The organism is Pseudomonas fluorescens Q2-87 (genome assembly GCF_000281895.1).
In the GTDB taxonomy this organism is placed as follows: domain Bacteria; phylum Pseudomonadota; class Gammaproteobacteria; order Pseudomonadales; family Pseudomonadaceae; genus Aquipseudomonas; species Aquipseudomonas fluorescens_S.
The window spans coordinates 1,943,885-1,967,635 of the sequence record NZ_CM001558.1 but is presented as its reverse complement, the minus strand read 5'-3'; the positions used below and the strand labels follow the sequence as shown (position 1 = coordinate 1,967,635).

20 protein-coding genes are annotated in these 23,751 nt (G+C 62.0%); 17 read left to right on the top strand and 3 right to left on the bottom strand.

Annotated elements, in window-relative coordinates:
* Positions 1-56: 56 nt before the first annotated feature.
* Complete coding sequence (locus tag PFLQ2_RS18760) at positions 57-1,754, bottom strand: sulfatase-like hydrolase/transferase (protein ID WP_003179874.1); 1,698 nt, start codon at positions 1,752-1,754, stop codon at positions 57-59.
* Between the two features lie 400 nt (positions 1,755-2,154).
* Here PFLQ2_RS18760 and PFLQ2_RS18765 point away from each other — a divergent pair, with 400 nt between their 5' ends.
* From PFLQ2_RS18765 to PFLQ2_RS18840, 16 genes are all read left to right on the top strand, one after another.
* A complete protein-coding gene (locus PFLQ2_RS18765; RefSeq protein ID WP_003179873.1) occupies positions 2,155-3,519 on the top strand; it encodes a UDP-glucose dehydrogenase family protein in 1,365 nt (454 codons plus the stop codon).
* A complete protein-coding gene (locus PFLQ2_RS18770; RefSeq protein ID WP_003179871.1) occupies positions 3,516-4,595 on the top strand; it encodes an NAD-dependent epimerase in 1,080 nt (359 codons plus the stop codon). Before PFLQ2_RS18765 ends, PFLQ2_RS18770 begins: the two co-directional genes overlap by 4 nt.
* Positions 4,582-5,328, top strand: coding sequence for a sugar transferase (locus PFLQ2_RS18775; RefSeq protein WP_003179869.1), 747 nt, complete (start codon positions 4,582-4,584; stop codon positions 5,326-5,328). Before PFLQ2_RS18770 ends, PFLQ2_RS18775 begins: the two co-directional genes overlap by 14 nt.
* Positions 5,329-5,973 carry a CpsD/CapB family tyrosine-protein kinase gene (locus tag PFLQ2_RS18780; RefSeq protein ID WP_003179868.1) on the top strand — a complete coding sequence of 215 codons (645 nt, stop codon included), beginning with the start codon at positions 5,329-5,331 and terminating at the stop codon, positions 5,971-5,973.
* A gap of 21 nt (positions 5,974-5,994) precedes the next feature.
* Positions 5,995-7,017 (top strand): polysaccharide biosynthesis/export family protein, encoded by a 1,023-nt coding sequence (locus tag PFLQ2_RS18785; RefSeq protein ID WP_003179865.1) that lies wholly within the window; start codon positions 5,995-5,997, stop codon positions 7,015-7,017.
* Positions 7,018-7,033: 16 nt separating this feature from the next.
* Positions 7,034-8,626, top strand: a complete 1,593-nt coding sequence (locus tag PFLQ2_RS18790; protein ID WP_003179864.1) for a GumC family protein — start codon at positions 7,034-7,036, stop codon at positions 8,624-8,626.
* Positions 8,623-9,726, top strand: coding sequence for a glycosyltransferase family 4 protein (locus tag PFLQ2_RS18795; protein ID WP_003179862.1), 1,104 nt, complete (start codon positions 8,623-8,625; stop codon positions 9,724-9,726). The genes PFLQ2_RS18790 and PFLQ2_RS18795 overlap by 4 nt, the downstream gene beginning before the upstream one ends.
* Positions 9,723-11,093, top strand: a complete 1,371-nt coding sequence (locus PFLQ2_RS18800) for an O-antigen ligase family protein (RefSeq protein ID WP_003179860.1) — start codon at positions 9,723-9,725, stop codon at positions 11,091-11,093. Before PFLQ2_RS18795 ends, PFLQ2_RS18800 begins: the two co-directional genes overlap by 4 nt.
* Positions 11,090-12,049, top strand: coding sequence for a glycosyltransferase (locus PFLQ2_RS18805; RefSeq protein ID WP_003179859.1), 960 nt, complete (start codon positions 11,090-11,092; stop codon positions 12,047-12,049). The genes PFLQ2_RS18800 and PFLQ2_RS18805 overlap by 4 nt, the downstream gene beginning before the upstream one ends.
* On the top strand, positions 12,042-13,178 hold the full coding sequence (locus tag PFLQ2_RS18810; RefSeq protein WP_003179857.1) for a glycosyltransferase family 2 protein: 1,137 nt from the start codon (positions 12,042-12,044) through the stop codon (positions 13,176-13,178). The genes PFLQ2_RS18805 and PFLQ2_RS18810 overlap by 8 nt, the downstream gene beginning before the upstream one ends.
* A 12-nt stretch (positions 13,179-13,190) precedes the next feature.
* Positions 13,191-14,195 (top strand): polysaccharide deacetylase family protein, encoded by a 1,005-nt coding sequence (locus PFLQ2_RS18815; RefSeq protein WP_003179855.1) that lies wholly within the window; start codon positions 13,191-13,193, stop codon positions 14,193-14,195.
* Positions 14,192-15,496, top strand: a complete 1,305-nt coding sequence (locus PFLQ2_RS18820) for an oligosaccharide flippase family protein (RefSeq protein ID WP_003179853.1) — start codon at positions 14,192-14,194, stop codon at positions 15,494-15,496. The genes PFLQ2_RS18815 and PFLQ2_RS18820 overlap by 4 nt, the downstream gene beginning before the upstream one ends.
* Positions 15,497-15,825: 329 nt before the next feature.
* Entirely contained in the window at positions 15,826-17,721 is a 1,896-nt protein-coding gene (locus tag PFLQ2_RS18825; protein ID WP_003179851.1) for a hypothetical protein, read from the top strand.
* Positions 17,718-18,407, top strand: coding sequence for a GNAT family N-acetyltransferase (locus PFLQ2_RS18830; RefSeq protein ID WP_003179849.1), 690 nt, complete (start codon positions 17,718-17,720; stop codon positions 18,405-18,407). The genes PFLQ2_RS18825 and PFLQ2_RS18830 overlap by 4 nt, the downstream gene beginning before the upstream one ends.
* Before the next feature lie 5 nt (positions 18,408-18,412).
* The gene (locus tag PFLQ2_RS18835; protein ID WP_003179848.1) at positions 18,413-19,588 is read left to right on the top strand and encodes a GNAT family N-acetyltransferase; all 1,176 of its coding nucleotides are present in this window, start codon (positions 18,413-18,415) and stop codon (positions 19,586-19,588) included.
* On the top strand, positions 19,560-20,354 hold the full coding sequence (locus PFLQ2_RS18840; RefSeq protein WP_003179846.1) for a ChbG/HpnK family deacetylase: 795 nt from the start codon (positions 19,560-19,562) through the stop codon (positions 20,352-20,354). The genes PFLQ2_RS18835 and PFLQ2_RS18840 overlap by 29 nt, the downstream gene beginning before the upstream one ends.
* 26 nt (positions 20,355-20,380) lie before the next feature.
* On the opposite strand, the gene PFLQ2_RS18845 is transcribed toward PFLQ2_RS18840, so the two are convergent.
* A complete protein-coding gene (locus PFLQ2_RS18845; RefSeq protein ID WP_003179845.1) occupies positions 20,381-20,617 on the bottom strand; it encodes a hypothetical protein in 237 nt (78 codons plus the stop codon).
* Positions 20,618-20,800: 183 nt separating this feature from the next.
* Here PFLQ2_RS18845 and PFLQ2_RS18850 point away from each other — a divergent pair, with 183 nt between their 5' ends.
* On the top strand, positions 20,801-21,742 hold the full coding sequence (locus tag PFLQ2_RS18850; protein ID WP_003179843.1) for an alpha/beta hydrolase: 942 nt from the start codon (positions 20,801-20,803) through the stop codon (positions 21,740-21,742).
* Positions 21,743-21,975: 233 nt separating this feature from the next.
* On the opposite strand, the gene PFLQ2_RS18855 is transcribed toward PFLQ2_RS18850, so the two are convergent.
* The gene (locus PFLQ2_RS18855; protein ID WP_003179840.1) at positions 21,976-23,718 is read right to left on the bottom strand and encodes an extracellular solute-binding protein; all 1,743 of its coding nucleotides are present in this window, start codon (positions 23,716-23,718) and stop codon (positions 21,976-21,978) included.
* Positions 23,719-23,751: the final 33 nt, after the last annotated feature.

Genomic DNA, 23,751 nt, shown 5'->3' with positions numbered 1-23,751 from the left:
CAAGCTCGCGAAGGCGCCGGTACATTCAACGCCCCCTGCAAACTGCCCCACCACCATCAATGCCCCACCGCCATTTCAGCCTGGCCAGGAGGCGGTGTCACGATGCTGCCCAGGTCGATGTGCTTCCAGGCCGGTTTCGCCCCCAGTCGGGCGTTGAAGCGGTAATTGAAGGTGAAGTCGTCATCGGTGGGTTGGGCCAGGGATTTTCCATAGGCCGATTCGATTCCGGCGGGGTCGTAGCCCATCAGCTGCAGCAAGGTCGGGAAGATGTTGTAGTGGCTCGAGCGGTCTTTGTTGCGCGCCCAGGCAGCGTTCCAATCAAGGGTTTGCAACTGGCTGCCCTGGATCACCACCAGCGGCACCAACCCCTCCTCCGCCACCGGGTTGCCGCCGCAGTGAGTGTCGAGGCCCGGGTTGCCACGTTCATGCAGGTCCTGGCCGTGATCAGAGGTATAGATCAACACCGCGTTGCTCAAATCAGCCTGCTGGAAAATGCGCTTGAAGAACTCGCCGACGTTCCACAGCAAGGTGTTCTGGTAGGCATTGCGGTACAGCAACCAGTCATCTTTCTGACCATTGAATCCATCACGCCTGCCGGTGTCAGCCACTTCTTGGAATTGCCCACGGGGCAACGCCGGACGGTAGTTCATGAAGTCGTCGGGGTATTTGTCGTGCACCGGGAAATGCGCCCCTACCTTATTGATTACGATCAGTTCGGCCTGGTCATCGCCCAGCAGTTCGATCAATTTCGCCGCGGCCGCCATGTCGCGGTCGCGCACGCTGGTCTGGTCGAACTGGACGAACACGTCGATGTCCCTTTTTTCCAGGTCGGTCATCAAGTTCTGCAGATTGCCACCGGTGCGCTGGGCGTCGATGTAGACGGTGCGCAAACCGGCTTTGCTGGCGTACTGCCAGATCGACGGCAGCGTGCTGTTGATGCGTATGTAGTCGGCGCGAGTGCCGCCGTAACGCAGGGTGACGTTGGTGTCGGCACTGCAATTGGCGATAGAAGCCGCGTAGCCGAAGTTGAAGATATCCACCCCGTCCGGCGGCGTCTTGAGGCCGGTGTGAACGCCGAACGGGGTGTTGATATCCAGATAGTTTCCGCCAATGCTTTCGTCGATGATCAGCACAATATCGTGGTCGATCGCCGCCGATGGCCGCCCCAAGCTGACTGGTTCCCGTGGGCCGATAGTGTTGTGCAAGGACTCGTAGGTGAAGAGATTCAAATAGGCCAACGGCGTGTACATCACCGGCAGGCCTCGCGCCCCCTCGCCCGCTCGCACGAATAACACCGCGCTGAGCAGCAACACCCCCAACACCGGTGCGACCACCGGCAGGTAACCGGGCATCGACAGCGACCGCCTGGGCTTGAGCCCAATGCCGAACAACAGCAACAAGCCGCTGGCCGCTGCGCTGATGATCACGTCGCGATACTGATAAGCCGCCTCCTGGATAAAGCCCCCCGAGTACACCATGGAAACAAACTGGCTGTAGGTCAGATAACTGTCGGTGACCCTGGTATAGACCTCGAAAAATACCGCTGAGACGAACATCGCCAAGGCGAACACGTGCCTGACCAGCGTCTGGCGTATGCAGGCACTCAGCCACAGCGCCGCCACCAACAGCGCGAACATCGCGCCATACAGCAAAGTCGCGAACCCCAGGCCCAACGCGTCCAGCCGCTCCAAGTAATAGCCGTAGCCCTTGAGCAAATAGAGAACCAGCAGCAGTTCCTTGAGGTATCGGGCCATGTGTTCCTCGACCAAAGCACAGCGTTGAAAGCGGTTCGTTCCCGCACATCAAAAGCGGTTTGTTTTTGCACATTAGCAGCGGACTTTCAAAGCGCAAGAAATGCCTCTCCTCAGCTAAGCGTCAAAAAAAAGTTAGCCCAAAAACGACACGTAAATACGCAGTCAAATTCTAAAATCTATGAATTACTACCGTTTATCGCTTTGTCAAATTCCCGTTAACACCAATAAAACAGGCGGTTTCCTAAGGCAGTCAATGACTTGATATCAAAAGGCCGGATTTCACTTGAATTGCCAACAGTGACAACTGTCATTTTGCTGACACGCTTTTCCGAAGCTGCGCTATACCCCTCTAAACAGTTTCATCCGAGTTACATCAATCGGTCTGCGAGGCGCGCCAAAAATGGACGTGAGCGTATTTGGAACGGGGTATGTGGGGCTGATCCAGGCCGCCGCCATGGCGGATGTCGGACACCGCGTCTTATGCATCGACATCGACCCGAACAAAATCCGGCAACTGCAACAGGCGGTACCGCCCATCAGTGAGCCGGGCCTGTCCAATCTGCTCGAAGACAACATCAAGGCCGGACGCCTGTCGTTCAGTTCCCAGGCCAGCGACGCGGTCAACCATGGCGAAGTGATTTTCATCGCCGTCGGCACCCCCGCCGACGAAGACGGCTCGGCAGACCTGAGCCATGTATTGGCGGTCACCCGGCAGATCGCCGATTTCATGGACAGCGACCGCACCCTGGTCATCAAGTCCACGGTACCGGTGGGCACGGCCGACAAGGTCGCCGAGTGCGCCCGCCAGGCGTTGACGCGTCGGGGCCTGAAGCAGTTGAACGTGCGCGTGGTATCCAACCCCGAGTTTCTCAAGGAAGGCAGTGCCCTGGCCGACTGCATGCGCCCCGACCGGATCATCATCGGCACCGCCGACCCGCTGGCTCGCGACCAGATGAGCGAGCTTTACGCGCCCTTTTGCCGTAACCACGAAAAACTGATGTTCATGGACAACCGCAGCGCGGAGCTGACCAAGTACGCCGCCAATGCGATGCTCGCCACCCGTATCAGCTTCATGAACGAACTGGCCAACCTTACCGAACGGCTGGGCGCCGACATCGAAGCGGTGCGCAAAGGCATCGGCTCGGACCCGCGCATCGGTTATCACTTTATCTACCCCGGCTGCGGCTTCGGCGGCTCATGTTTCCCCAAGGATCTGCGCGCCCTGCTGCACACCGCCGAACAGAGCGGCATGCCGCTGCGCCTGCTGCGCAGCGTTACCGACGTCAACGACAGCCAGCGGCACATCCTTTTCGAAAAACTGGCCAAGCAGTTCGCCGAAGGCCTGGCCGGCAAGTCGATTGCCATCTGGGGCCTGGCGTTCAAGCCCAACACCGATGACATGCGCGAAGCCCCCAGTCGCTACCTGATGGAAGCGCTGTGGCGCGAAGGCGCCCGTGTCCAGGCCTACGACCCGGAAGCCATGTCCGAATGCCGCCGCCTCTACGGTTATCGCAAAGACCTGAACCTGTGCGCCACCCGCGACGACACCCTGGAAGACGCTGACGCGCTGGTGATCTGCACCGAGTGGAAGAACTTTCGCGTGGTGGATTTCGACCTGCTGGCCAACAAGCTGCGCGCCCGGGTGATCATCGATGGCCGCAACCTGTACAACCCCGAACATCCGGCCGCCGCCGGGCTGCTGTATCGCGGTATCGGGCTGCGGCACACCGTGCCCGGCACTCCGACCGCCGGGCCACAAGCGTGAATATCCTGGTGACCGGCGCGGCCGGTTTCATCGGCGCCCACTGTGTGCTGCGGCTGCTGCGCGACGGCTATCGAGTGTGCGGCCTGGATAATTTCAACGACTACTACGACCCACAGCTCAAGCATGATCGCGTGGCCTGGGTGAAGGATCAGGCAGGCGATTTCCCCCTGGCCCGAATCGACCTGGCCGACGCATCGGCGGTCGACGAACTGTTCCAGACCCGTCGCCCGGACGTGGTGATTCATCTCGCCGCCCAAGCCGGGGTGCGCTACTCCCTGGAGAATCCGCAGGCTTATATCGACAGCAACCTCACCGGTTTCCTGAACATCCTGGAAAGCTGCCGGCGCCATCCCGTCAAGCATCTGATCTACGCCTCCTCCAGCTCCGTATACGGCGCCAACCAGCGCACGCCCTATGCCGTGCGGGACAACGTCGATCACCCATTGTCGCTGTACGCGGCCAGCAAGAAAGCCAATGAATTGATGGCCCACAGCTACAGCCACCTGTTCGGCATCCCTTGCACCGGCCTGCGGTTCTTCACGGTGTATGGCCCGTGGGGCCGGCCGGACATGTCGCCGATCCAGTTTGCCCGGGCCATCGCCGAAGGGCGCGCGTTGCAGCTGTTCAACCATGGCGAGCATCAACGCGATTTCACCTACATCGACGACATCGTCGAAAGCATCGCCCGGCTGATCGGCCAGCCGCCGCACATCACGCCACTGTGGGATGGGGAACAACCTGACCCGGCCACCAGTCGCGCGCCCTGGCGGATCTACAACATCGGAGGTCAGCATCCGGTGGAACTGCGCGCCTATGTGGCGCTGCTGGAAAAACACCTGGGCCGGACGGCCCGCATCGAGCTGCTGCCGCTGCAAGCGGGGGATGTGCTCAACACCTGCGCCGACGCCAGCGACCTGGCACGCGCCACCGGTTTCCAACCCGGCATCGACCTCGACGAAGGCCTGGGCCGCTTCGTCCAATGGTTCGTCGACTACTACTCACTGCCTGCCCGCCCACCGCTCGCGGCTGAACGCCTGCGGCCAAACCTCAACGGAGGCGTCTATGACCCGACATGAGCAAGACATACCCATCAGCGCCTTCGGACGCGACAAACGAATCGACCCCGATCACCGTCGACGTCTGGACGCCGCCATTCACCGCCAAGGCCGAGGCTGGCTGACCGGTCGTGACGGCGGCCGGCCCTGGACCGTGTCGCGCACCAACCGGGTGGTGGCCTGCCTTGGCGCCCTGGCGATCCTGCTGATGCTGTGCCCGCTGCTGCTGGGCCTGGCCCTGCTGATCAAATTTTCCAGCCCGGGCCCGGTCCTGTTCGTGCAGAAGCGCACCGGTTATCGCGGCCGGGTCTTCGGCATGTACAAGTTCCGCACCATGGTGGCGGACGCCGAGGCCCTCAAGGAGTCGCTGCGCCACCTCAACAAACACGGTGTCGATGCCATCGACTTCAAGATCGACAACGACCCACGCATCACCCCCATCGGCCGGTTCCTGCGCCGCAGCAGCCTCGACGAACTGCCGAACCTGATCAACGTCGTGACGGGCGACATGCGCCTGGTGGGCCCGCGGCCGACCTCGTTCAACGCCTATCGCTACAAGGACAACCATCTTGTGCGCCTGAGCATCTACCCCGGCATGACCGGCCTTTGGCAGATCTCCGGGCGCAGCAATATCGACTTCGACCAGCGCGTGGAATTGGACCTCAGCTACATCGCGGAACAGAGCCTGTTGTTGGATTTGAAGATCCTGATGATTACCCCATTCAAAGTTTTCAGCGGCCACGGAGCGAGTTAAATGGACGGTTCAACGAATATCCTGACCATCGCGAGCCCGAGCGAGACCAACCTGACCTCGACCGTGCTCGATCCTTCCCTGCGGATTCTGCTTCTGACGGCCGCCAACAACGGCACCGGAACCAGTACCAGCGCGATGGCGCTGGCCGCCCAACTGGCGCAGATGAGTAACGGCCGCGTGCTGCTGGTGGATGCCAGCCAGTCGCCCCACAACCTCAGCCAACAACTGTCACTGCACAAGGAGCGCGGCTTCAGCGACCTGCTGTTCAACAGCCTCGCCCCGCCCTTGCTGCAGGATTGCGTGGTGCAAGTGTCCAGCCTGCCCTTTGACGTGCTGCCCCTCGGCCGCCTGGGCCGCAACGCCGATCGCCTGAGCCCCGAGCGCCTGCGCCCGCTGTTCAGGCAACTGGCGGCCCAATACCGCTTTGTGGTGATCGACTCCGACGCGGTGTATTCGGCGGGTGACACGCTGGTGCTCAGCACCCAGGTAGACGGCGTGGTGCTGGTGGTACGCGGCGAGGACACCCGCTGGGAAGTGGCCCAGGCCGCCCGCCAGCGCCTGGCCCAGGCCGGCGCGAAAGTGGTGGGTAGCGTGTTCAACCGCCGCAAGTACTACATGCCCAAATGGCTCTACAACAACCTGTAAGCGTGCCAAAAGGATGACGAGATGAACGTTAAAATGCTTGTCCTGCTGTTGCTGCCGCTTGCCGGTTGCTCCAGCAATACCGATACCCGCTCCATGCCAGTGCAGATCCTCACGGCCGCGCCGGCCAATGCCCAGGCCACCGACATGCCCAAGGTCGAGCAGACCCTGCGGCCCCAGGACGTGCTGGATGTGATTTTCCACATCAGCACCACCGGCCCCCAGGCCTACCGTGTGCAACCGGGCGACCAGGTCGCGTTGAACTTCACCGCCGCCAACCAGCTCAACGGCACGCAACAGGTAATGCCCGACGGCAGCATCGAACTGCCGGGAGCCAATACCTCGGTGAAAGTCGCCGGCCTGACCACCGACGAGGCTCGCCTGGCGGTGCAGCGTGCCTATGATCAGAAATCGCTGTTCCAGCCCAATCGCAACCAATTGACTGTAATGGTGACCAGTCCGCTGTCTGGCGAGACAACCCTGCGCAACACCCTGACCCATCCGGCCACGGGCATGAGCCGGGAGATCACTGTGGGCCGGGATGGTTACGCCAGCTTCCCGGAAGTCGGCTCGGTGCCGCTTCAGGGCATGACCGTTACCCAGCTGGAGACCTTCCTCAACGAGCGTTATGCCCAACTGCCCGGCCACATGACCGTGGACGTGCTGCTCAAGTCCACCGCCGGCAACGAGATCTATGTCCTCGGCGAAGTGGCCCAACCCGGTTCCTACCCGATCCGCCGGCCGATCTCCGTTCTCGAGGCGCTGACCCTGGCTCGGGGCACGAACGTCAAGGCAAGGCTCGACTCGGTGGTGATCATGCGTCGCAACGGCAATCAGGTTGAAGCCCGCCACTACGACGTGGAGAAGGCCCTGAATGGAGACGCCTCGCAGATCGCCTACCTGCAACCGGAAGACATGCTTTTCGTGCCCAAGACCGGCCTGGCCAAAGCCGGTGAAATGGCCCGGCAACTGGCCGACGTGGTGCTGTTCCAGGGCGTTGGCGTCAGCTTCGGCTACGACCTCGATAACAAAAGTGGCAGCAACTGACCCCAGGTGACCGATCATGAACCCCAAGGAAAACTATCTGCACGAGTTCTTCAGGATCTTCTTCGCCAACAAGCAGTGGGTGAAGCGCGTCTTCCTGATTTTTGCCGTGATCGCCCTGGTGCTGCCGTTGATGCTCAAGCAGAGCTTCGATATCACCGCCCAAGTGATCGTCCAGTCGAAAAAACTCTCCCAAGGCGACGCCACGACTTCGCTGAACCAGGAAAACGCGACGTTCATTCCACCGTCGCTGGCGGACATGGAGACCGAGAGCAACATCCTGCGCTCGCCGGCGTTGATTCGCGGAACCATCAAGACCCTGCGCGAACAGGGCGAATACACCCCAAGCCCAGGCATTTTCAACAAGTGGGTAAGCGAGCCGTTCAAGCACTACGTCACCCAGCCACTGCGCGAGTACGTCATCAACCCGCTGCGCGACGGCCTGGGACTTGAGGTCGATCCGATGCGCGACACCGTGCTCGATACGCTGACCGACGAGGCCATCGAAAACCTGAAGATCGAGACCCTGCCCGGCTCCAATGTCATTTCGATCGTCTACAGCTTCGGCGACCCGGCCCAGGGCACCCGGTTCGTGGCGCAACTGCTGGAAAACTACCTCACCGGTCGCCAGGACCTGCAATCGATAGAGTTGCCTCAGACGTTCTATGAGCAGAAAAAGCTTCAGTACCAGACGCGCCTTGACGGCTTGGAGGGCAACCGCCTGGCTCTGCTTGAAGGCATCGGTTCGTCCGATCCCAAGGAAGAGATTACCTTCCGCCTGAACGCCATCAACACCGAAGAGCAGGCGTTGAACCTGTTTCAGGACCGCTTGCTGCAAAGCCAACGCTGGCTCGATTACCTCAAGACCAGTCTCGCGACGGCGAACAGCTCGCGGTTCAACGACTACACCTTCCCGTTCACCTTCACCACCACCGTGGACAACATTGCCTTCGAAGACCGGGAAATCAGGCAAATGGGCGAGCAACTGACCAGCCAGGTCAGCCGCTACATGAATGACCTGGCGATCTTCCAGCCCGGCAGCGAACCGATGCTGCTGGCCCGGGAGCAGATCATGCGCACCCGCCAGCAGTTCCTGAAAGTGGTGAACAACCGCATTCAAGAACGCACCACCGACCTGGCGGTGGTCAGTTCAGTGATCAATCAGAAGGTCGAGCGCATTGCCACCTTCAAGGAGCGCATCCACCAACTTCAGGAAACCCAGAGCAAGCTGCGGCAGATGGACACCGAGATCAACGCCCTGCATGCGGCGTTCTCCACCTATGCCCAGCGGTTCGCCGAAGCCAGCTCCGTCCGTTCGCTGGACAACGACCTGTCCAACGCCCGAGTCTTGAGCCCGCCATACGAACCCACCGCCGCGGCGTTTCCAAAGCCGGTGCTGATCATCGCGTTCGGCTTGTTCAGTGGGCTGCTGTTGGCGATCGCCCTGGTCTATGTCCGTGAGTTCTTCGACCATCGCTTCAAGCACCCAGCGCAAATCAGCCATCAGCTGGATCTACCGGTGCTGCTGGTGATCAACGAGCAATCGCCCGAACAGGTCAACCCACACCGCAACTGGAGCGTGCCCAGTCTTGTTCATTGGGTGAAAAATTGAACGCGCCGTTCAGCCCGTCCCACTGCAGCCCTCCTCTGTCGATCATTCATCTGCTCGACAGCGGTGGCTTCTATGGCGCCGAGCGGATGCTGCTCGATCATTGCGTGGCGACACCCGGCCAGCATCAGGTGCTGTTCCTGGCGGCGCCGCCGACCTTGATCACGCGGTTCCGCCAGGCCGGGATCGACTGCCATCACTGCGCCAGTTGGGCCGAACTGTTGCAGCATCTGCGGCAACGACGCGCCGAGCGCCCGCTGATCAATACGCATAATTTCAAAGGCCTGTTGTTCGGCTGGGCCGCGGCCACCCTGCTGAATCTGCCGCTGGTCATCACCCAGCACGGCTTCACGCCACGCAGCCCCAAGCAACGCTTCTATACGTGGTTGAGCCTGCAACTGTGCCGTACCGCGCCGGTCAAGCGAGTGGTTTGCGTGGCCGAAAGCATCGCGGCGCTGCACCGCGAGGCCAGCGTGAAAGCGGAAAAACTCGACGTGATCCCCAACGGCCTGCCCGCCATCACCACGCCGCTGCCCCATCGCGACGACAGGCAACACTGGCGGGTCGGCTACGTCGGTCGCTTGAGTAGCGAGAAAGGTCCGGATCTGTTCCTCGACGCCATGATCCCGCTGTGCCAGCGCCATGCGTCGCTGCACGCCGTGATGCTCGGCGACGGCCCGGAACGCCAACCCTTGCTCAAGCGCATCGCCGATGCCGGGCTGCCCACGCGCATCGAACTGCCCGGTTATCAGACCGATATGGATGCCTGGTGGAGCCGCCTCGATGTCCTGGTGATCAGCTCGCGCACCGAAGGCACGCCGATGATCCTGCTCGAAGCCATGCAGGCCGGTGTGCCCGTGGTGGCGTTCGGCGTCGGCGGTATTCCCGATGTGCTGCAGGACCGTCACAACGGCCTGCTCGCCACGCCGGCCGACGCCGACGAACTGGCCCGACAGATCGAAACGCTGTTCAGCGAACCGCCCCTGGCGCAGATCCTCGCCGACAACGCCCGTCGCACCCAACGCGACCGCTACGACCTGCGCACGCTGGCGGAACGCTGGTCGCAACTTTATATCCGCACGGCACGGGAGGCTCGGCCATGATCGTCCCGCTCTCGATCGTCAGTCTGCTGGGGCTGGTCTGCCTGGCATTGCTGGCCAGCCCTTATCCGTTCCTGGCACCGGGCGCGGTGCTCGGGCTGGTCGGCGTTACGATGCTGTATCGCAAGCCCGCCTGGGGCCTGTTGGGCATTGCCGCGCTGGTGCCGTTCGAGGGCCTGTTCAAGGACAGCGCGTTTTCCGCCAGCAAATTCTTTGGCCTGGCGCTGATCCTGATCCTGATGTTGCAGTTGGCCCTGCATCAGATTCCCGCGACACGCTTGCGCAGCAATATCTGGAAGCCCCTGATCGGCTTCATGATGCTGTATGGCCTGAGCCTGTTGATTTCGGAGAACATGGACCTGTCCCTGACACAACTGCGTGAACTCACAGTAGGGCTGATTCTGTTCGTGATCACTTTGCTGATCGGTCGCGAGATGAACCTGGATATATTCGCCCGGTTGATGACTGTGAGCGTCGCCACCACCTGCGTGCTGGCGATGTTTTCGGCCAAATACCAGGACCAAGGCCGCGCCTCGGGTTTGCTGGAAGACCCGAACGCCTTTGCGCTGTTGATTGCGTTTACCGTACCGCTGGCATTGTTGTTGACCATACGCAGCCGGAACCTGTTGTACCGGTTGTTCTGGGGTGGCGCCCTGATCCTGTTGCTGGGCGGCATGACCAAGACCGAATCGCGTTCGGGGCTGGTCGTGCTGTTGCTCAGCCTGATCATCGGGTTGTATCACTATCGGGCGCAACTGCCACGCATACGTCCTCGGCACCTGGGGTTCGCGATGCTCGGTGTGGCACTCATGGTCCCGGCGGCCATCGCCTTGATGCCGGCTGGCTACATGGCACGCATCCAGTCGTTGAGCATCCTCAGTTCCGGAGCCAACGCCTACCAGGACGGGTCCTTGGGTCGCCGCGCCTCGTACATTGTGGTGGGCAGCCAGATGATCCGCGAGAACCCGATACTCGGCTCAGGCCCTGGGACGTTTCCGGAGCACTACGCCCCCACCGGCTACGCCAAGGCGTTCTCGGCCAATCGCAAACGGGGAGATCTGTACCGCCAGGCCCATAACACCTACCTGGAAATCTTCAGCGAAATCGGCGTGCCAGGCGGCTTGATGTTTGTCGGCACAATTGGACTGGGCCTCTATAACCTGATGCGCACTCGCCAACTCTGGCTGCAGCGCCGGGACTGGGCCCAAGCGGACCTGTTGACGCACCTGGGCATGAGTTTCCTGTCGCTGGCGTTGTTCCTGATGTTCCTCAGCGCGCCGAACCACAAGTTGCTGTGGATCATGCTCGCCTTGACCAGCATCTTGCGCTACGACGCCGAACAGTCCGAGCCGCAGGAGGCCCGTTCATGAGCTGCGTGAGCGTCGTCATCCCGATGTTCAACGAGGCCCGGCACATCGGCCGCACGCTGCGGGCGTTGCAGCAAGCCGCTCGCCAGGCGCGCCTGGACTGCGAGTTGATCGTGGTGGACAACGGCTCGGACGACCACGGCCCGCGCATCGCCAACGAGCTGGGCGCGCGGGTGCTGATCGTACCTGGCGTGCACATCGGCGCCCTGCGCAACCGTGGCGCCGCGGTGGCCAGCGGTGAATGGCTGGCGTTCATCGACGCCGACATCGAAATGCCCGCCGACGGGTTCAAGCGGATGATCGAAATGGAAGGCTGCCAGGGCGATGTGCTGGGCCTGGACCTGGACACGCCCCTACCAGCGCCATGGTTCGCCCGCGCCTGGCAGCGTCGCAGCCAACGTCCGGGTTCGCGCCCCTTGCATCGGGTGCCGTGGCTGCCCAGCGCCAACCTGCTGATGCGCCGTAGGTGGTTCGAACTGGTCGGCGGCTTCGACGAAACCCTGCGCACTGGCGAGGACAAGGATTTTTCCCTGCGTTTGCGTCAAGCCGGCGCGCAACTGCTGCTGGTCAATGAAAGCGTGGCCCTGCATTGGGGCTACGAAGCCAGCTGGCGCGAGTGGATGAGCAAGGAGCTGTGGCGCCAAGGCAGCCACTGGCAGTTGCTGCGCAGCCACGGGCCGAGCCTGCGCCTGTTGCGCTTCCCCGCGCTGTCGATTGGCGCCTGGGGGCTGGACGTCCTGGCGCTGGTCGCCCTGCTCCAGGGTCAGGCACGCCTGGGCCTGATCCTGCTGTTGATCAGCACGTTGCCGGCCTTGGTCCTGAGCCTGCGCCAGAGCCAGCGCGACCCGCATTTAACCTTGCAGTTATGGGCCTTGCACGGGGTGCGCCTGCACCTCACCGGCGCCGCACTGCTACTCAATATTTTTCAATGGAATGTCAGGAGACCTGCCCGTGGCTGAATTTTTCTACTGGTCTTGCCTCTTGCTGCCGGTGTACGCCTACCTCGGCTACCCCGTGATGTTGACCTTGCTCACCCCCCTGTTTCCGGTGAGGCGCTATACCAAGGCAATGCCGATGGACGTCAGCATAATCATCGCCGCCCATAACGAGGCCCGGCACATCGAAGCGAAATTGCGCACGCTGCTGGCCCAGGATTACCCGGCACGCTCGCTGCAAATCATCCTTGCCAGCGACGGTTCCACGGATGACACGGTGGCCTGCGCGCGCAAAGTGATCGACCCGCGCGTCAGCGTTTTCGACCTGCCACGCCAGGGCAAGGCGGCCGCCCTCAATACCGGCGTGGCCCACAGCAACGGCGCGATCCTGGTGTTCACCGATGCCGACAATCAGTGGTTCCCCGACACTCTCGGCCATTTGCTGGCACCGCTGGCGGATCCTGAGGTTGGCGCCTGTGCCGGCCATATGGAAATCCCCGTACCGGGCAAGGGCCTGAGCCTGGGAGACAGCCTGTATCGGCACTATGAAGGTTGGCTGCGCCGGGTCGAAAGCCGCACCGGCTGCATGGTCTCGGCAGACGGCGCCTTGCTGGCCTTGCGCCGAGCGTTATTCCAACCGATACCGGCGCAAGTCAACGATGACTTTTTTCTCAGCACCTGCGCGCCAGCGGCCGGCAAGTCCATCGTCTATGCCCCCCGGGCTCGAGTGACCGACCAGGGCGTGGATGAAGCCGACAAGCAGTTTCGCCGTCGCCAGCGGGTCACCGTCGGCGGCTTGCAAAGCCTTGCCCAGCGTCGTGAGCTGCTCAATCCGCTGCGTCATGGGCTCTATGCGATCGGGCTGATCAGCCACAAGCTGATCCGCCGCCTGGCCCCGGTCTTGTTGCTGCCGTTACTGCTGAGCAATGCCTGGTTGTGGAACGAGCAGGTGTTTTATCGCCTGAGCCTGATCGCTCAACTGCTCGGCTATGCCATGGCGCTGATCGGGTTGATGGACGCGGGTCACCGCCTGCCTCGTCCGTTTCGCCTGGCCGCGTTCGTGCTGGTGACGCTGGCGGGCATGAGCATCGGCCTCTGGCAGTTTCTGCGCGGCCAGCGCTACAGCCAATGGAACCCCGAGCAGAATCGCTAAGGAGCACGGCCGATGTCGATCAAATACGTTTTCAAGCGCACCGGCGGCTGGCTGTACCTGAACACGTCCCTGGGTCGCCATCCCTTGCGTGGCGCCGGCGTCATCCTGATGCTGCACCGTGTGCTGAACAACGACCGCGCCGCCGAACTGCCCCACCGCAACGAGTTGTGCGTGGGGCCCGAGGCGTTCGAACACTTGTTGATCTGGCTGCAACGGTACTTTGAGTGCGTGCCCCTGATGACCTTGTTGCTGGCCGATTCTGAAAGCGTTCCGAACCGTCCCCGAGTGGCCCTGACCTTCGACGACGGTTGGCGCGACAACGCCATGAACGCCTTTCCCCTGCTGCGCCAGTACCAGATGCCCGCGAGCATTTTCCTGTCCACCGATTTCGTCGGCAGCCGCCAGCATTTCTGGTGGGAAAGCATCGGCGAAACCCTCTGGGGCAGCCATGGGCAGGTGGCGCGGCACTCGCTGATCGAGCAGTTGCAGCACGTCGGTCGGCCGTTGCCGGTGCTGCTCGACGACATCGATGACGAGCGCCGCAGCCTGGCGCTGCTGCACTTTCTGCAAAGCCTCAAGACCCTCGATCCGAGAACGTTGAGCGACCTCACCGAAGTCTGTCCCCAAGGCTCCCAGCCCCAGGCGCTGGACTGGCCCCAGGTGCGCATGCTGGAAGATTCCGGCCTGGTCCGCTTCGGCCCCCATGGCGCCAGCCACGCCATCCTGACCGGGCTGGATGACCAGCGCCTGCATGAGGAGCTGACACGCAGTTGGACGGCCTTGGAAAATGGCTGCGCCCAGCCCTTGCCCGTGTATTGCTACCCCAACGGTGACAATGACGCCCGAGTGCGCGAGCAGGTGGCGGCCCACGGTTTTCCGTTCGCGCTGGGCACCGAGGCAGGCCTGTATCGCCACGACGGCGACCCTCTGAATCTGCCACGTTTCGGCGTCAGCCAGCGCAACGCCTGTCACCCTGAATTGTTGGCCTGGCGCATTCGCCGAGGAGCCCGCTCATGAATCGCGCACGTTATCTGAAGCTCTTGGCCTTGAGCATGGGCACAAGCCTGGCGATGATCGGTTTGCGCCTGTTGCGCAACGTGCTGCTGGCACGGATCCTGGGCCCCAGCGAACGCGGACTTCTGGCGCTGCTCAGCACCCTGCCGGACCTGATCAGCGCCATCACCAGTGGCGGCCTGAATTCCGCCGTGGGTTATCAGGCGGCGCAGCATCGCTCGATGAGCCTCTTGATCAGCCACGTGCTGGTCTTCGGTTGTCTGCTTGCCGGGTTGCTGACCCTGCTGGTGGTGGCGCTGGTACGCGAGTTCGGCGCCGAACTGGACGTCACTACGCAACTGGGACTGCTGGCCTGGCTGCTGTTGTTGGCCGTGCCGCTGGCGGTGCTCAAGAGCGGCCTGCTGACGCTGCACAACGCATCCGGCGGAGTGGGCGCGTTCAACGCCTTGCGGCTGATGGAATCCCTGGTCCCGCTGTTGCTGTTCGTGGCGCTGTTCTGGATGTGGAAAGACACGGCTCTGGAGGCGGCGCTGATCAGTTGGCTGGCGGGCCTGAGCCTGGTAGTACTGGCGGGCTGGATGTGGTTGCGCCGAGATCATGCGTTCACGCTGCGGTGGGATCGCACCCTTCAGAAAGAACTGTTGCGTTACGGTGTCCGCAGTCATCCGGACCTGTTGTTCCAGCAACTGATGCTGCGCTCGGATTACCTGTTCATCGGCGCACTGCTGGGCAGCACGGCGTTGGGGCACTACGCCATGGCCAGCGCGGCGGCCGAACTGCTGCATATCGTGCCGGAAGCGGTCACCACGCCACTGATGAAACGCCTGCTGCAGCAAGACACAGACATGAAGCGCCTGACCCCGCTGGCCTTGCGCCTGACTTCCACGGCCATGCTGGGCGCCTGCCTGAGCATGGTACTGGTCGGCGAATGGCTGATCGTCACCTTGTTCGGCGTCGCCTACCAACCGGCGTACCCGGCCCTGCTGGCGCTGCTGCCAGGGGTGTTCGGGTTGTGCTTTGCGAGCATCCTGCGCCTGGACCTGCTGGGCAAGGACCGCCCTGGCACTGTTTCGCTGCTGATGGGCGGGGGGGCGCTGTTGAACCTGGGGCTGAACCTGGTTCTGATCCCCGTCTACGGCATCGTCGGCGCCGCAGCGGCATCCTCTATTGCCTACCTGGGCGTGACCTTGGGGCTGCTGGTGATGTATTGCCGTCTCAGCGGCGTGGCGCTGTGGCAAACGCTGATCATCCTGCCCAGCGATTTTCTGCCGATGCGCCAGATGCTGTTGGGGAAATCCGCTTGAACACCGTCGCCAACCAAACCGCCATCGCGAGCAAGCTCGCTCCCACAGGGGTTGGTGTGGATTGCAATATCTGCGACCACCCCCAATCCATTGTGGGAGCGGGCTTGCTCGCGAAAGCGGTGGGTCTGCTTGCGAGGATGGTGGATGTACCGCCGTCTTCGCGAGCAAGCCCGCTCCCACAGGGGGGCGGTGTCGGACACGATATCTGCTACCACCTTAGGTCCACTGTGGGAGCGATCTTGCTCGCGATAGGGCCGGTGCGGGGCAGGTGGAAACTGGGAGTCTTTTTGGGACTTTGGGCCCTGGCGTTCGTGGCCCATGGCGCGTCCATGCAATGGACCGGTATCCGCGACGGCAGCCTGTACCTGCAAACCGACCGGCCAGACAGCGTAACCGTGCGCTGGGTGCCCGCGTGGCAGGCCGAGGCCAATACCGAACATCTTTACTTGCTCAACGGCCAGGGACGTTTGGTGGGTGAACGCCTGGTCAAGGCGGACCAGACCCGTGGCGAACAGCAATGGCCGCTGCTGCCGGGTACCGCCAGTTATCGGCTGGAAATCCCCGGCTACAGTTTTCGGCGCTATAGCGTTGAACACGACCCGCGTACCCGTGCCCTGTTTGCCCCGGCCAAGGTGCATTTCAGTGCTGAGGCCCACGATGGCGATGAGTTGTATTTCAAAGTCGCAGCCGGCGAGCAGGCCGTGCTGGCAGGCAAGTTCCACGGCGGCGTAAATGCGCTGCAAGCCCGGCGTGTCGACGACACAAAGCAGTTGCAAGTGAATCTCAAGCCATACCGGGCCTACTGGCAATTCGATCAGGTGGCCCTCCCGGTGGCGGACGTCGACCAAATCTGGCGCCTGCGTCTGCAAGGCAACGGCAAGGTCGCGTTCTGGCTGGACGGCACCGCCAACTTGTTCGCCCAAGACCCGTCGCACCTGCAACCGCTGCGCCAGGATCCGGGGCAGACCCACCTGACGTTGTATGCCGAGGCGCTCGGCACGACCCCCAAGCTGGGCATATACCTGCCCTATGAGTTATTGCCGCCCGCCAGCTACCCAGTGCTCGATGCGCTCAAACCCCAGGCGGCCACCCTCTACAGCTTCGTCGATGTCATGGCGGCCAAGGCCAATCATGAAGATGCTTTTCGACGCTTATACCGGGACCGCTTCGGCATCAGCCAAGACATTACCTTGCTGGCCGCCAGCCAACGCCGCGCCGATCTGCAGGCCGACCGGACCAGTCTCAGCGGCTTGCAAGCCTGGCTCATGTCGACCCGGGCTTCGGGTAACAACGGCCTCCATTACCTCAGTTTTGCCGATGAGCCAAACCTGAACTACCCGGACTTCGCCAGTTTCCAGCAACTGTTCCAGAGCATGGCTGCCCAGGTCCGCGCCGACCCCGCCAACGCACGCGCCGGTGTCCGCATCGCCATACCCGCCAGCTCCCGGTTCACCAACGGCCCCTTCGTCGACAACGCGGCTGACAAACGCGGGATCGACTGGGCACGGCGCCTGCTCGCGACGTCCGACGACCAGATCGACGCCCTGGCCTGGCACGAATGGATGGTCCGCGATCTGCTGGCGACCCGGGTCTACCGCGACAGTGTCCGGCAGGCCGCCAACCTGGTTGGATTGGACCGCCAGGGCCGGCCCCGCAAGGCGTTGCTGTTGGACCAGACCAACATGTCCAGCGGCTCGAGCCTGAGCCCTTACGACCAGGAAACCCACTACGCCGCCTTGTGGTGGACATCGGTGGCGATCAACGCCTCCGCCGATGGATGGCTCGACATGCTCAACTGGTTCATGCTCGCCGACGAACCTGAATACCCCAAAGGCATGGTGCGGGTGCTGGACGATCAGCACTTCGAGCTCAAGCCCGTGGGCCTGGCTCAGCAGTTCATTCAACAGCACTGGCTCGATCAGGTATTGCGCCTGGACAACGATGCTTTTGAAGTCGATGTACTGGCCATGGCGACCGGCAAGCAACGCAGTCTGCTGGGTGTGAACAAAAGCACACGAGCCCATCAGGTCAGCCTCGACGGCACGGCCTGCCCTCAACCAGGCATGACCCTGCTGTATTTCGGCCCGGACAACCGCAGCCAAAGCGCTACGTTTGATTGCAAGGCCGGCCAGGTCGGTTTTCTCCTGCCAGGGGAAACCGTGTTCGCCCTCGGTTGGACAGCTCCCCTTCCCCCCCAACCTGCCACCCGTCAGGAGGCACCATGAACGCTCTGCAGAAATTGTGTGATCGCATCCAGAAAAAAGGTCTGCACACCGTTTTAAAGCAGCTATGCAGACGCTACCTGTTTTCCCACATCCGACTGGTGTGGCTGGAGCACGATGTGCGGACCCCGCTCCCGCCGCATAACCTCAAGCCCTATCCCCCGATGCGCCTGGAGCACATCACGGTCAGCAATGCCGATGCTTTTGCCCGACACTTCGGCGACCGTGTCGAAACCATGCGCGAGCTGGCGACCGAAGGCTACACAGGCTTGATGTACCTGGATGATCAGGGCGACACCGTGGGGTTCGCCTGGGCCAGTACGCGGGACTATTTCGATCGCCATTTCTATCACTGCAACTTTGCGATCAAGCCTGGCGAGTACTTTCAGTTCGGTGGCGAGGCGATCCGTGAATACTGGGGTTCCAGAATATCGGCAGACATGCAGCTGGAGGTGTGGAAGGTCATGGCGGACCAGGGTTGCAACACAATGGTCGACGTCTGCGATTTGCAAAACACCCAGGCGATCAAGATGCATATTCGCATGGGCTTCCAGGAACGCGGGCAGATTACGCACCTGTACCGCTTGTTCGGTCGCTGGCAGTTCCTGCGCAATACGTCTTACACCGACACGGCACTGGATGCCTTCCGTAAACCGGCCCAGCCGGCTGCCTCGGCTTCGGCGACTTGATGCCCATGGCGATCCGGTTCCAATGGTGTCGCTCGCTGGGTGCGGCGGACTTTCCTGTATCAGCTTATGAACAGCTGCGAACCCAGGTGGCCGACGCAACGCCGTTCAACACCCTGGCCTGGCTGCAAGCGGCGGAGTTCGCCCTGTTGCCCGAGCAGCAATTGCGTGTGCTGCTCGGCTGGCGGGACCAGACTTTGTGTCTTTGCCTGCCCCTGATATCGGGACTCGAACGTATCGGCGGGCTGGGGTTTCGGGTGCTGCATCACTTGGGTTTTCCAATGGCCGATCGCATCGCTCTGCTGGCACGCCTGGACGCCGAAGGCATGGGCCAGGCGCTGATGCAGATCCGCCAACACTTGCCTCACGCATTACTGCAATTGAATGAAGTGATCGAGCCGGTCGGTGAGCAAAGCGTCCTCAGCGCCTGGATGGCGCTGAGTTCCACCGGAGAGCGGCGACTCAGTTGCCGGGTGCCGGTGCACCTGATCAGCGACAGCGACCATCAGGAGATCTCTGGCGATCCACGCTACAAGCTGCGTCGAGCACGCAAGCGAATCGCTGCGTGTGGTGCACAGATCCGCCGGATAACGCCAGACGCCATCAGCATGGGGCAATTGTTGCGCGCCCTGGCCGATGTCGAGGACGCCAGCTGGAAAGGTGAGGAAGGTGTCGGCATCTTCGCCACCCCCATTCGCCGGCAATGGATGACCCACGCCTTCACCGCCCTCGCTGCCCAAGGGCTGGTGCGGGTGGTGACGCTGGAGCTGAACGGCGAATGCATCAGCTATCGCCTGGGCCTGCTGGACCAAGGCCGATTGTACGACTACAACCTGGCATTCTTGCCGCAGCACGCGGACCTGGGCAGTGGCCGGGTATTGCTCGAAGAGTGGATTCGCTGGGGCCTGGACGAAAACTGGCGGTGGATCGATGCGTCACGGGTCAGCCTTGAAAACTCCAGCCACCAACTGCATGAACGCATGACCGGACAACTGGAGCACTGGCGCTGGAGCTTCTACTCCTGGCAGCTCGACGGCCTGCTCCTGGGGTTCGCCTTACGGCTATGGAAGAGCCTGAAGCCGTGGGTCGGCAGGCGCCGGGCCAAAAAAAACGAGACGACGGCATCGTCCTTGATCCAAAAACAGGAGAACAAAGATGCCTCGCCAAGTGATCGTCAACGCTGACGACTTCGGCCTTACCGACAGCGAAAACGCCCTTGTCTTGCGGGCCTTCGAGGCAGGCGTGATCAGTTCCGCCACGGCCATGGCCAACATGCCGGGTTTCGAGCAGGCTTGTGAACTGGCGCGCCAACCACTGCTCGACGGGCGTATCGGCTTGCACTTCAACCTCAGTTATGGCTCGCCGCTGAGCCAGGCGATCACTTCGCGGCCTGCGTTCTGCAACCCCAACGGCGAATTCGACCTGAACCTGTCCCGTTACTGCCTGCGCCTCGGTTCGAAGGACCTTGCCGCCGTGGAAGAAGAACTCCAGGCCCAATGGCAGCATTGCCTGGACCATGGCCTGCGTCCCAGCCACCTCGACTCCCACCAACACGTGCACAACATTTGGCCCATCGGGGAAGTAGTGGCGCGCTTCGCCGCCCGGCAAGGCGTGCCCATGCGGCTGGCGCGCAACCTCGGGGCAAACCTGAACCTGCGCAAACGCATCTTCAAGACCCTGCTCAACCGCCGCATGCGCAGCCTGTGCGGCGCGACAGCCGACTACGTCTGCACGCCTGCCGACCTGCACCACGCCGCGCCGCCGCGCCTAGGTTCGCTGGAGGTCATCGTCCATCCGCTGCAACTGGACGGGGATTTTGGCGACGCCAGCCTGCTTCCGGGGGACTCACTGACCCTCGTGCTGCAAAAGCGCCTGGCGGGTGTGCCGATGGTGGCTTATGGCGCCGCGGTGCAGATCATGGCGTTGGCTGAGTATTGGGATATCCATTGATCGTGCCTTTGGCGCACAGCCACGCTTCAACGATCGAGTTTCTTTTCCACCTCTGAAACCTTGTCTTGCAACTTTTCGGCATCTTGTTCCCGACTCCTGATGGAGGTGGGCGTGACCGCCTTGTCCACGTTGTCGGTGGCCTGGTTGGGGTCCTGTATATCCCGTTTCACGACCTCGACCGGCTCGCCGTTCGCGTCCTTCGCTGGCACGGCCCCTGCGCCCTCGCCAGGCCGCGCTTGTCCATTGGATTGCTGGGTTGTCATGGCGTGCTCCTCGATGTTCATGGGTCATGAATTTTCGAGTGAGGTGGGTGGGCTAAGTTCGATTGGAATGCCGGACGTCTGTCCAGGGCTTAGGGAGCCTGATGTGAACCGTCCGAAATCCCTCCATCGCGTGAAGGAATTCTGCTAAAAGGCATCCTTTGTCTCACGTAGCGAATCATGTCGATGCTTTTACCTTTGCTCTCTCGCCTGCGCCGGCGTTGGCTGGCGTCACTGTGCATGGCCTTGCTGGTGGTCGGGCTGCCGGTGGGCTGCAGTGTGTTGCAGCACAAGGAGCGGGAGCTGGTCTTTCGCATCGAGCCGGGGACGGCGACCTGGTTCAGTGGCTTGCCAACTGGCTTGCAGGAATTCGATCTCAAGCCCAAGCGTTTCAAGGCTGGAGAAAACATCCACGGCTGGTGGTGGCCGGCCGAACGCAAGAACGCGCCAGCGATCCTGTACTTGCATGGCGTGCGCTGGAACCTGACCGGCCAATTGTTCCGTATCGAGCAGTTGCGGGCCCTGGGGTTTTCGGTGCTGGCCATCGATTACCGTGGCTTCGGTAAAAGCCATGGCGACTTGCCGTCGGAAGCCAGCGTTTATGAAGACGCACGGATCGCCTGGGAGCGCCTTGAAGCGCTGCAACCGGACCCGGCCTTGCGGCTGATCTACGGCCATTCCCTGGGCGGCGCAGTGGCCGTGGACCTCGCTGCGGAACTCGGCCAGAAGGCTGCGAAAAACGGCAGCGTCGTGCCGGTGCGGGGGCTGATCATCGAATCGACGTTCACCTCGCTGGGTGACGTCGCCACCGCCATGGCGGACACCTCCCTGCCGGTACGCTGGTTGCTGTCGCAGAAATTCGACTCGATCGACAAAATCCACGAAATCAATATGCCGCTGTTGATCGTCCATGGCGCCGCCGATCGCTACGTCCCGCCGCGCTTCAGCGAACAACTGTTCAACGCCGCCAAGGAACCCAAGCGCCTGCTGCTGGTGCCCGGCGCCACCCACAACAACAGCATGAGCCTGGCGGGCCGAACCTACCGGCAGGCACTCGACGCCCTGATGAAACCGGCCCCAACACCCGTCGCCGGACGCGCCCAGCCAAGCTCCGCCAAGCCCGGCTAATACTCAAACCCTTGGAGATCCTGTGGGGTGTTTGCAGGTAATGGGCGCACCACAAATTCTTTGTGGGAGCGGGCTTGCTCGCGAAAGCGGTGGGTCAGTTTGCATTGATTTAGAATGTTATGGCGCCTTCGCGAGCAAGCCCGCTCCCACCGTTGATGTGGGGTCGCTTTAGATTCTGCGCACCGAAAAAAAACGGCACCTTACGGTGCCGTTCATTCATTGCGGATGGCGTTTTACTTGCGGGCCGCCTCCCAGGATTTCAGCAGTTCGGCGTAGCTTACGGTTTCGCCTTTAGGCTTCTCGTTCGCCAGTTTCGGCTTCGGTGCGCCCGGTTGATCGAACCAGTATTGCGCGTCGCGCTCGGGGTTCATTTTCGGGGCGCAGGTGGCCTGGGCCTTGGAGCGTTCCAGGCGGGTCATGATTGCGTCCTGGTCCTTGGCCAAGCCGTCGAGGGCCTGTTGCGGGGTCTTCTCGCCGCTGGCCGCTTCGGCGATGTGGCTCCACCACAGTTGCGCCAAGCGTGGATAGTCCGGCACGTTGGTCCCGGTCGGGGTCCATTGCACACGGGCCGGGCTGCGGTAGAACTCCACCAGGCCACCGAGTTTCGGCGCCAGGTCGGTCATCGCCTGGGAGTTGATGTCCGACTCACGAATCGGCGTCAGGCCGACGATGGTTTTCTTCAGCGACACGGTTTTCGAGGTCACGAACTGCGCATACAGCCAGGCCGCGAGTTTCTGTTTCTCAGGCGTGGACTTCATGAACGTCCACGAACCCACGTCCTGATACCCCAGCTTCATGCCCTGTTCCCAGTATGGGCCGCGTGGCGAAGGTGCCATGCGCCATTTCGGCGTGCCGTCGGCGTTCACCACCGGCAGGCCCGGTTTGGTCATGTCGGCGGTGAAGGCGGTGTACCAGAAAATCTGCTGGGCGATGTTGCCCTGGGCCGGCACCGGTCCGGATTCGGAGAAGGTCATGCCCGCCGCTTCCGGTGGCGCGTATTTCTTCAGCCAGTCCACGTATTTGGTGGTGGCGAACACAGCCGCTGGGCCGTTGGTGTCGCCGCCACGGGTGACGCTGGAGCCGACCGGATGGCAGTCTTCGACGCGAATGCCCCACTCGTCCACCGGCAAACCGTTAGGCAGGCCCTTGTCGCCGCCACCGGCCATGGAGAACCAGGCATCGGTGAAGCGCCAGCCCAGGGACGGGTCTTTCTTGCCGTAGTCCATGTGGCCGTAGACGCGCTTGCCATCGATCTCCTTGACGTCTTCGGAGAAGAACTTGGCGATGTCTTCATAGGCCGACCAGTTCACCGGTACACCCAGCTCGTAGCCGTATTTTTCCTTGAACTTGGCTTTCAGGTCCGCGCGCTCGAACCAGTCCGCACGGAACCAGTACAGGTTGGCGAATTGTTGGTCGGGCAGTTGATAGAGCTTGCCGTCCGGCGCGGTGGTGAACGATGTGCCGATGAAGTCCTTCAGGTCCAGGGTTGGCGAGGTGTAGGCCTTGCCCTCGTTGGCCATCAGGTCGGTGATCGCTTCGGTCTTGCCGTAGCGGAAGTGCGTACCGATCAGGTCCGAGTCGTTGACCCAGCCGTCATAGATGTTCTTGTCGGACTGCATCTGGGTTTGCAGTTTCTCAACCACATCGCCTTCCTGCAGCAAGTCGTGGTTGATCTGGATGCCGGTGATCTCGGCGAAGGCCTTGGCCAACACTTTGGATTCGTACTCGTGGGTGGTGAGGGTCTCCGACACCACGTTGATCTTCATGCCACGAAACGGCTCGGCGGCCTTGATGAACCACTTCAGTTCTTCGAGTTGTTGCTCGGCTGTCAGGGTCGACGGCTTGAATTCACTACCAATCCATTTTTTAGCGGCGTCTTCATAAGCGTCGGCCCAGGCCGCAGCACTCAGCCCGCTGAGTGCCAGCACGGCTGCCAATGAAACGCTATGTCGCAGCTTATTGTTTTTATCGAACATAGAGACCTCCTGTTTGGGTTTAAGAGCCTGATC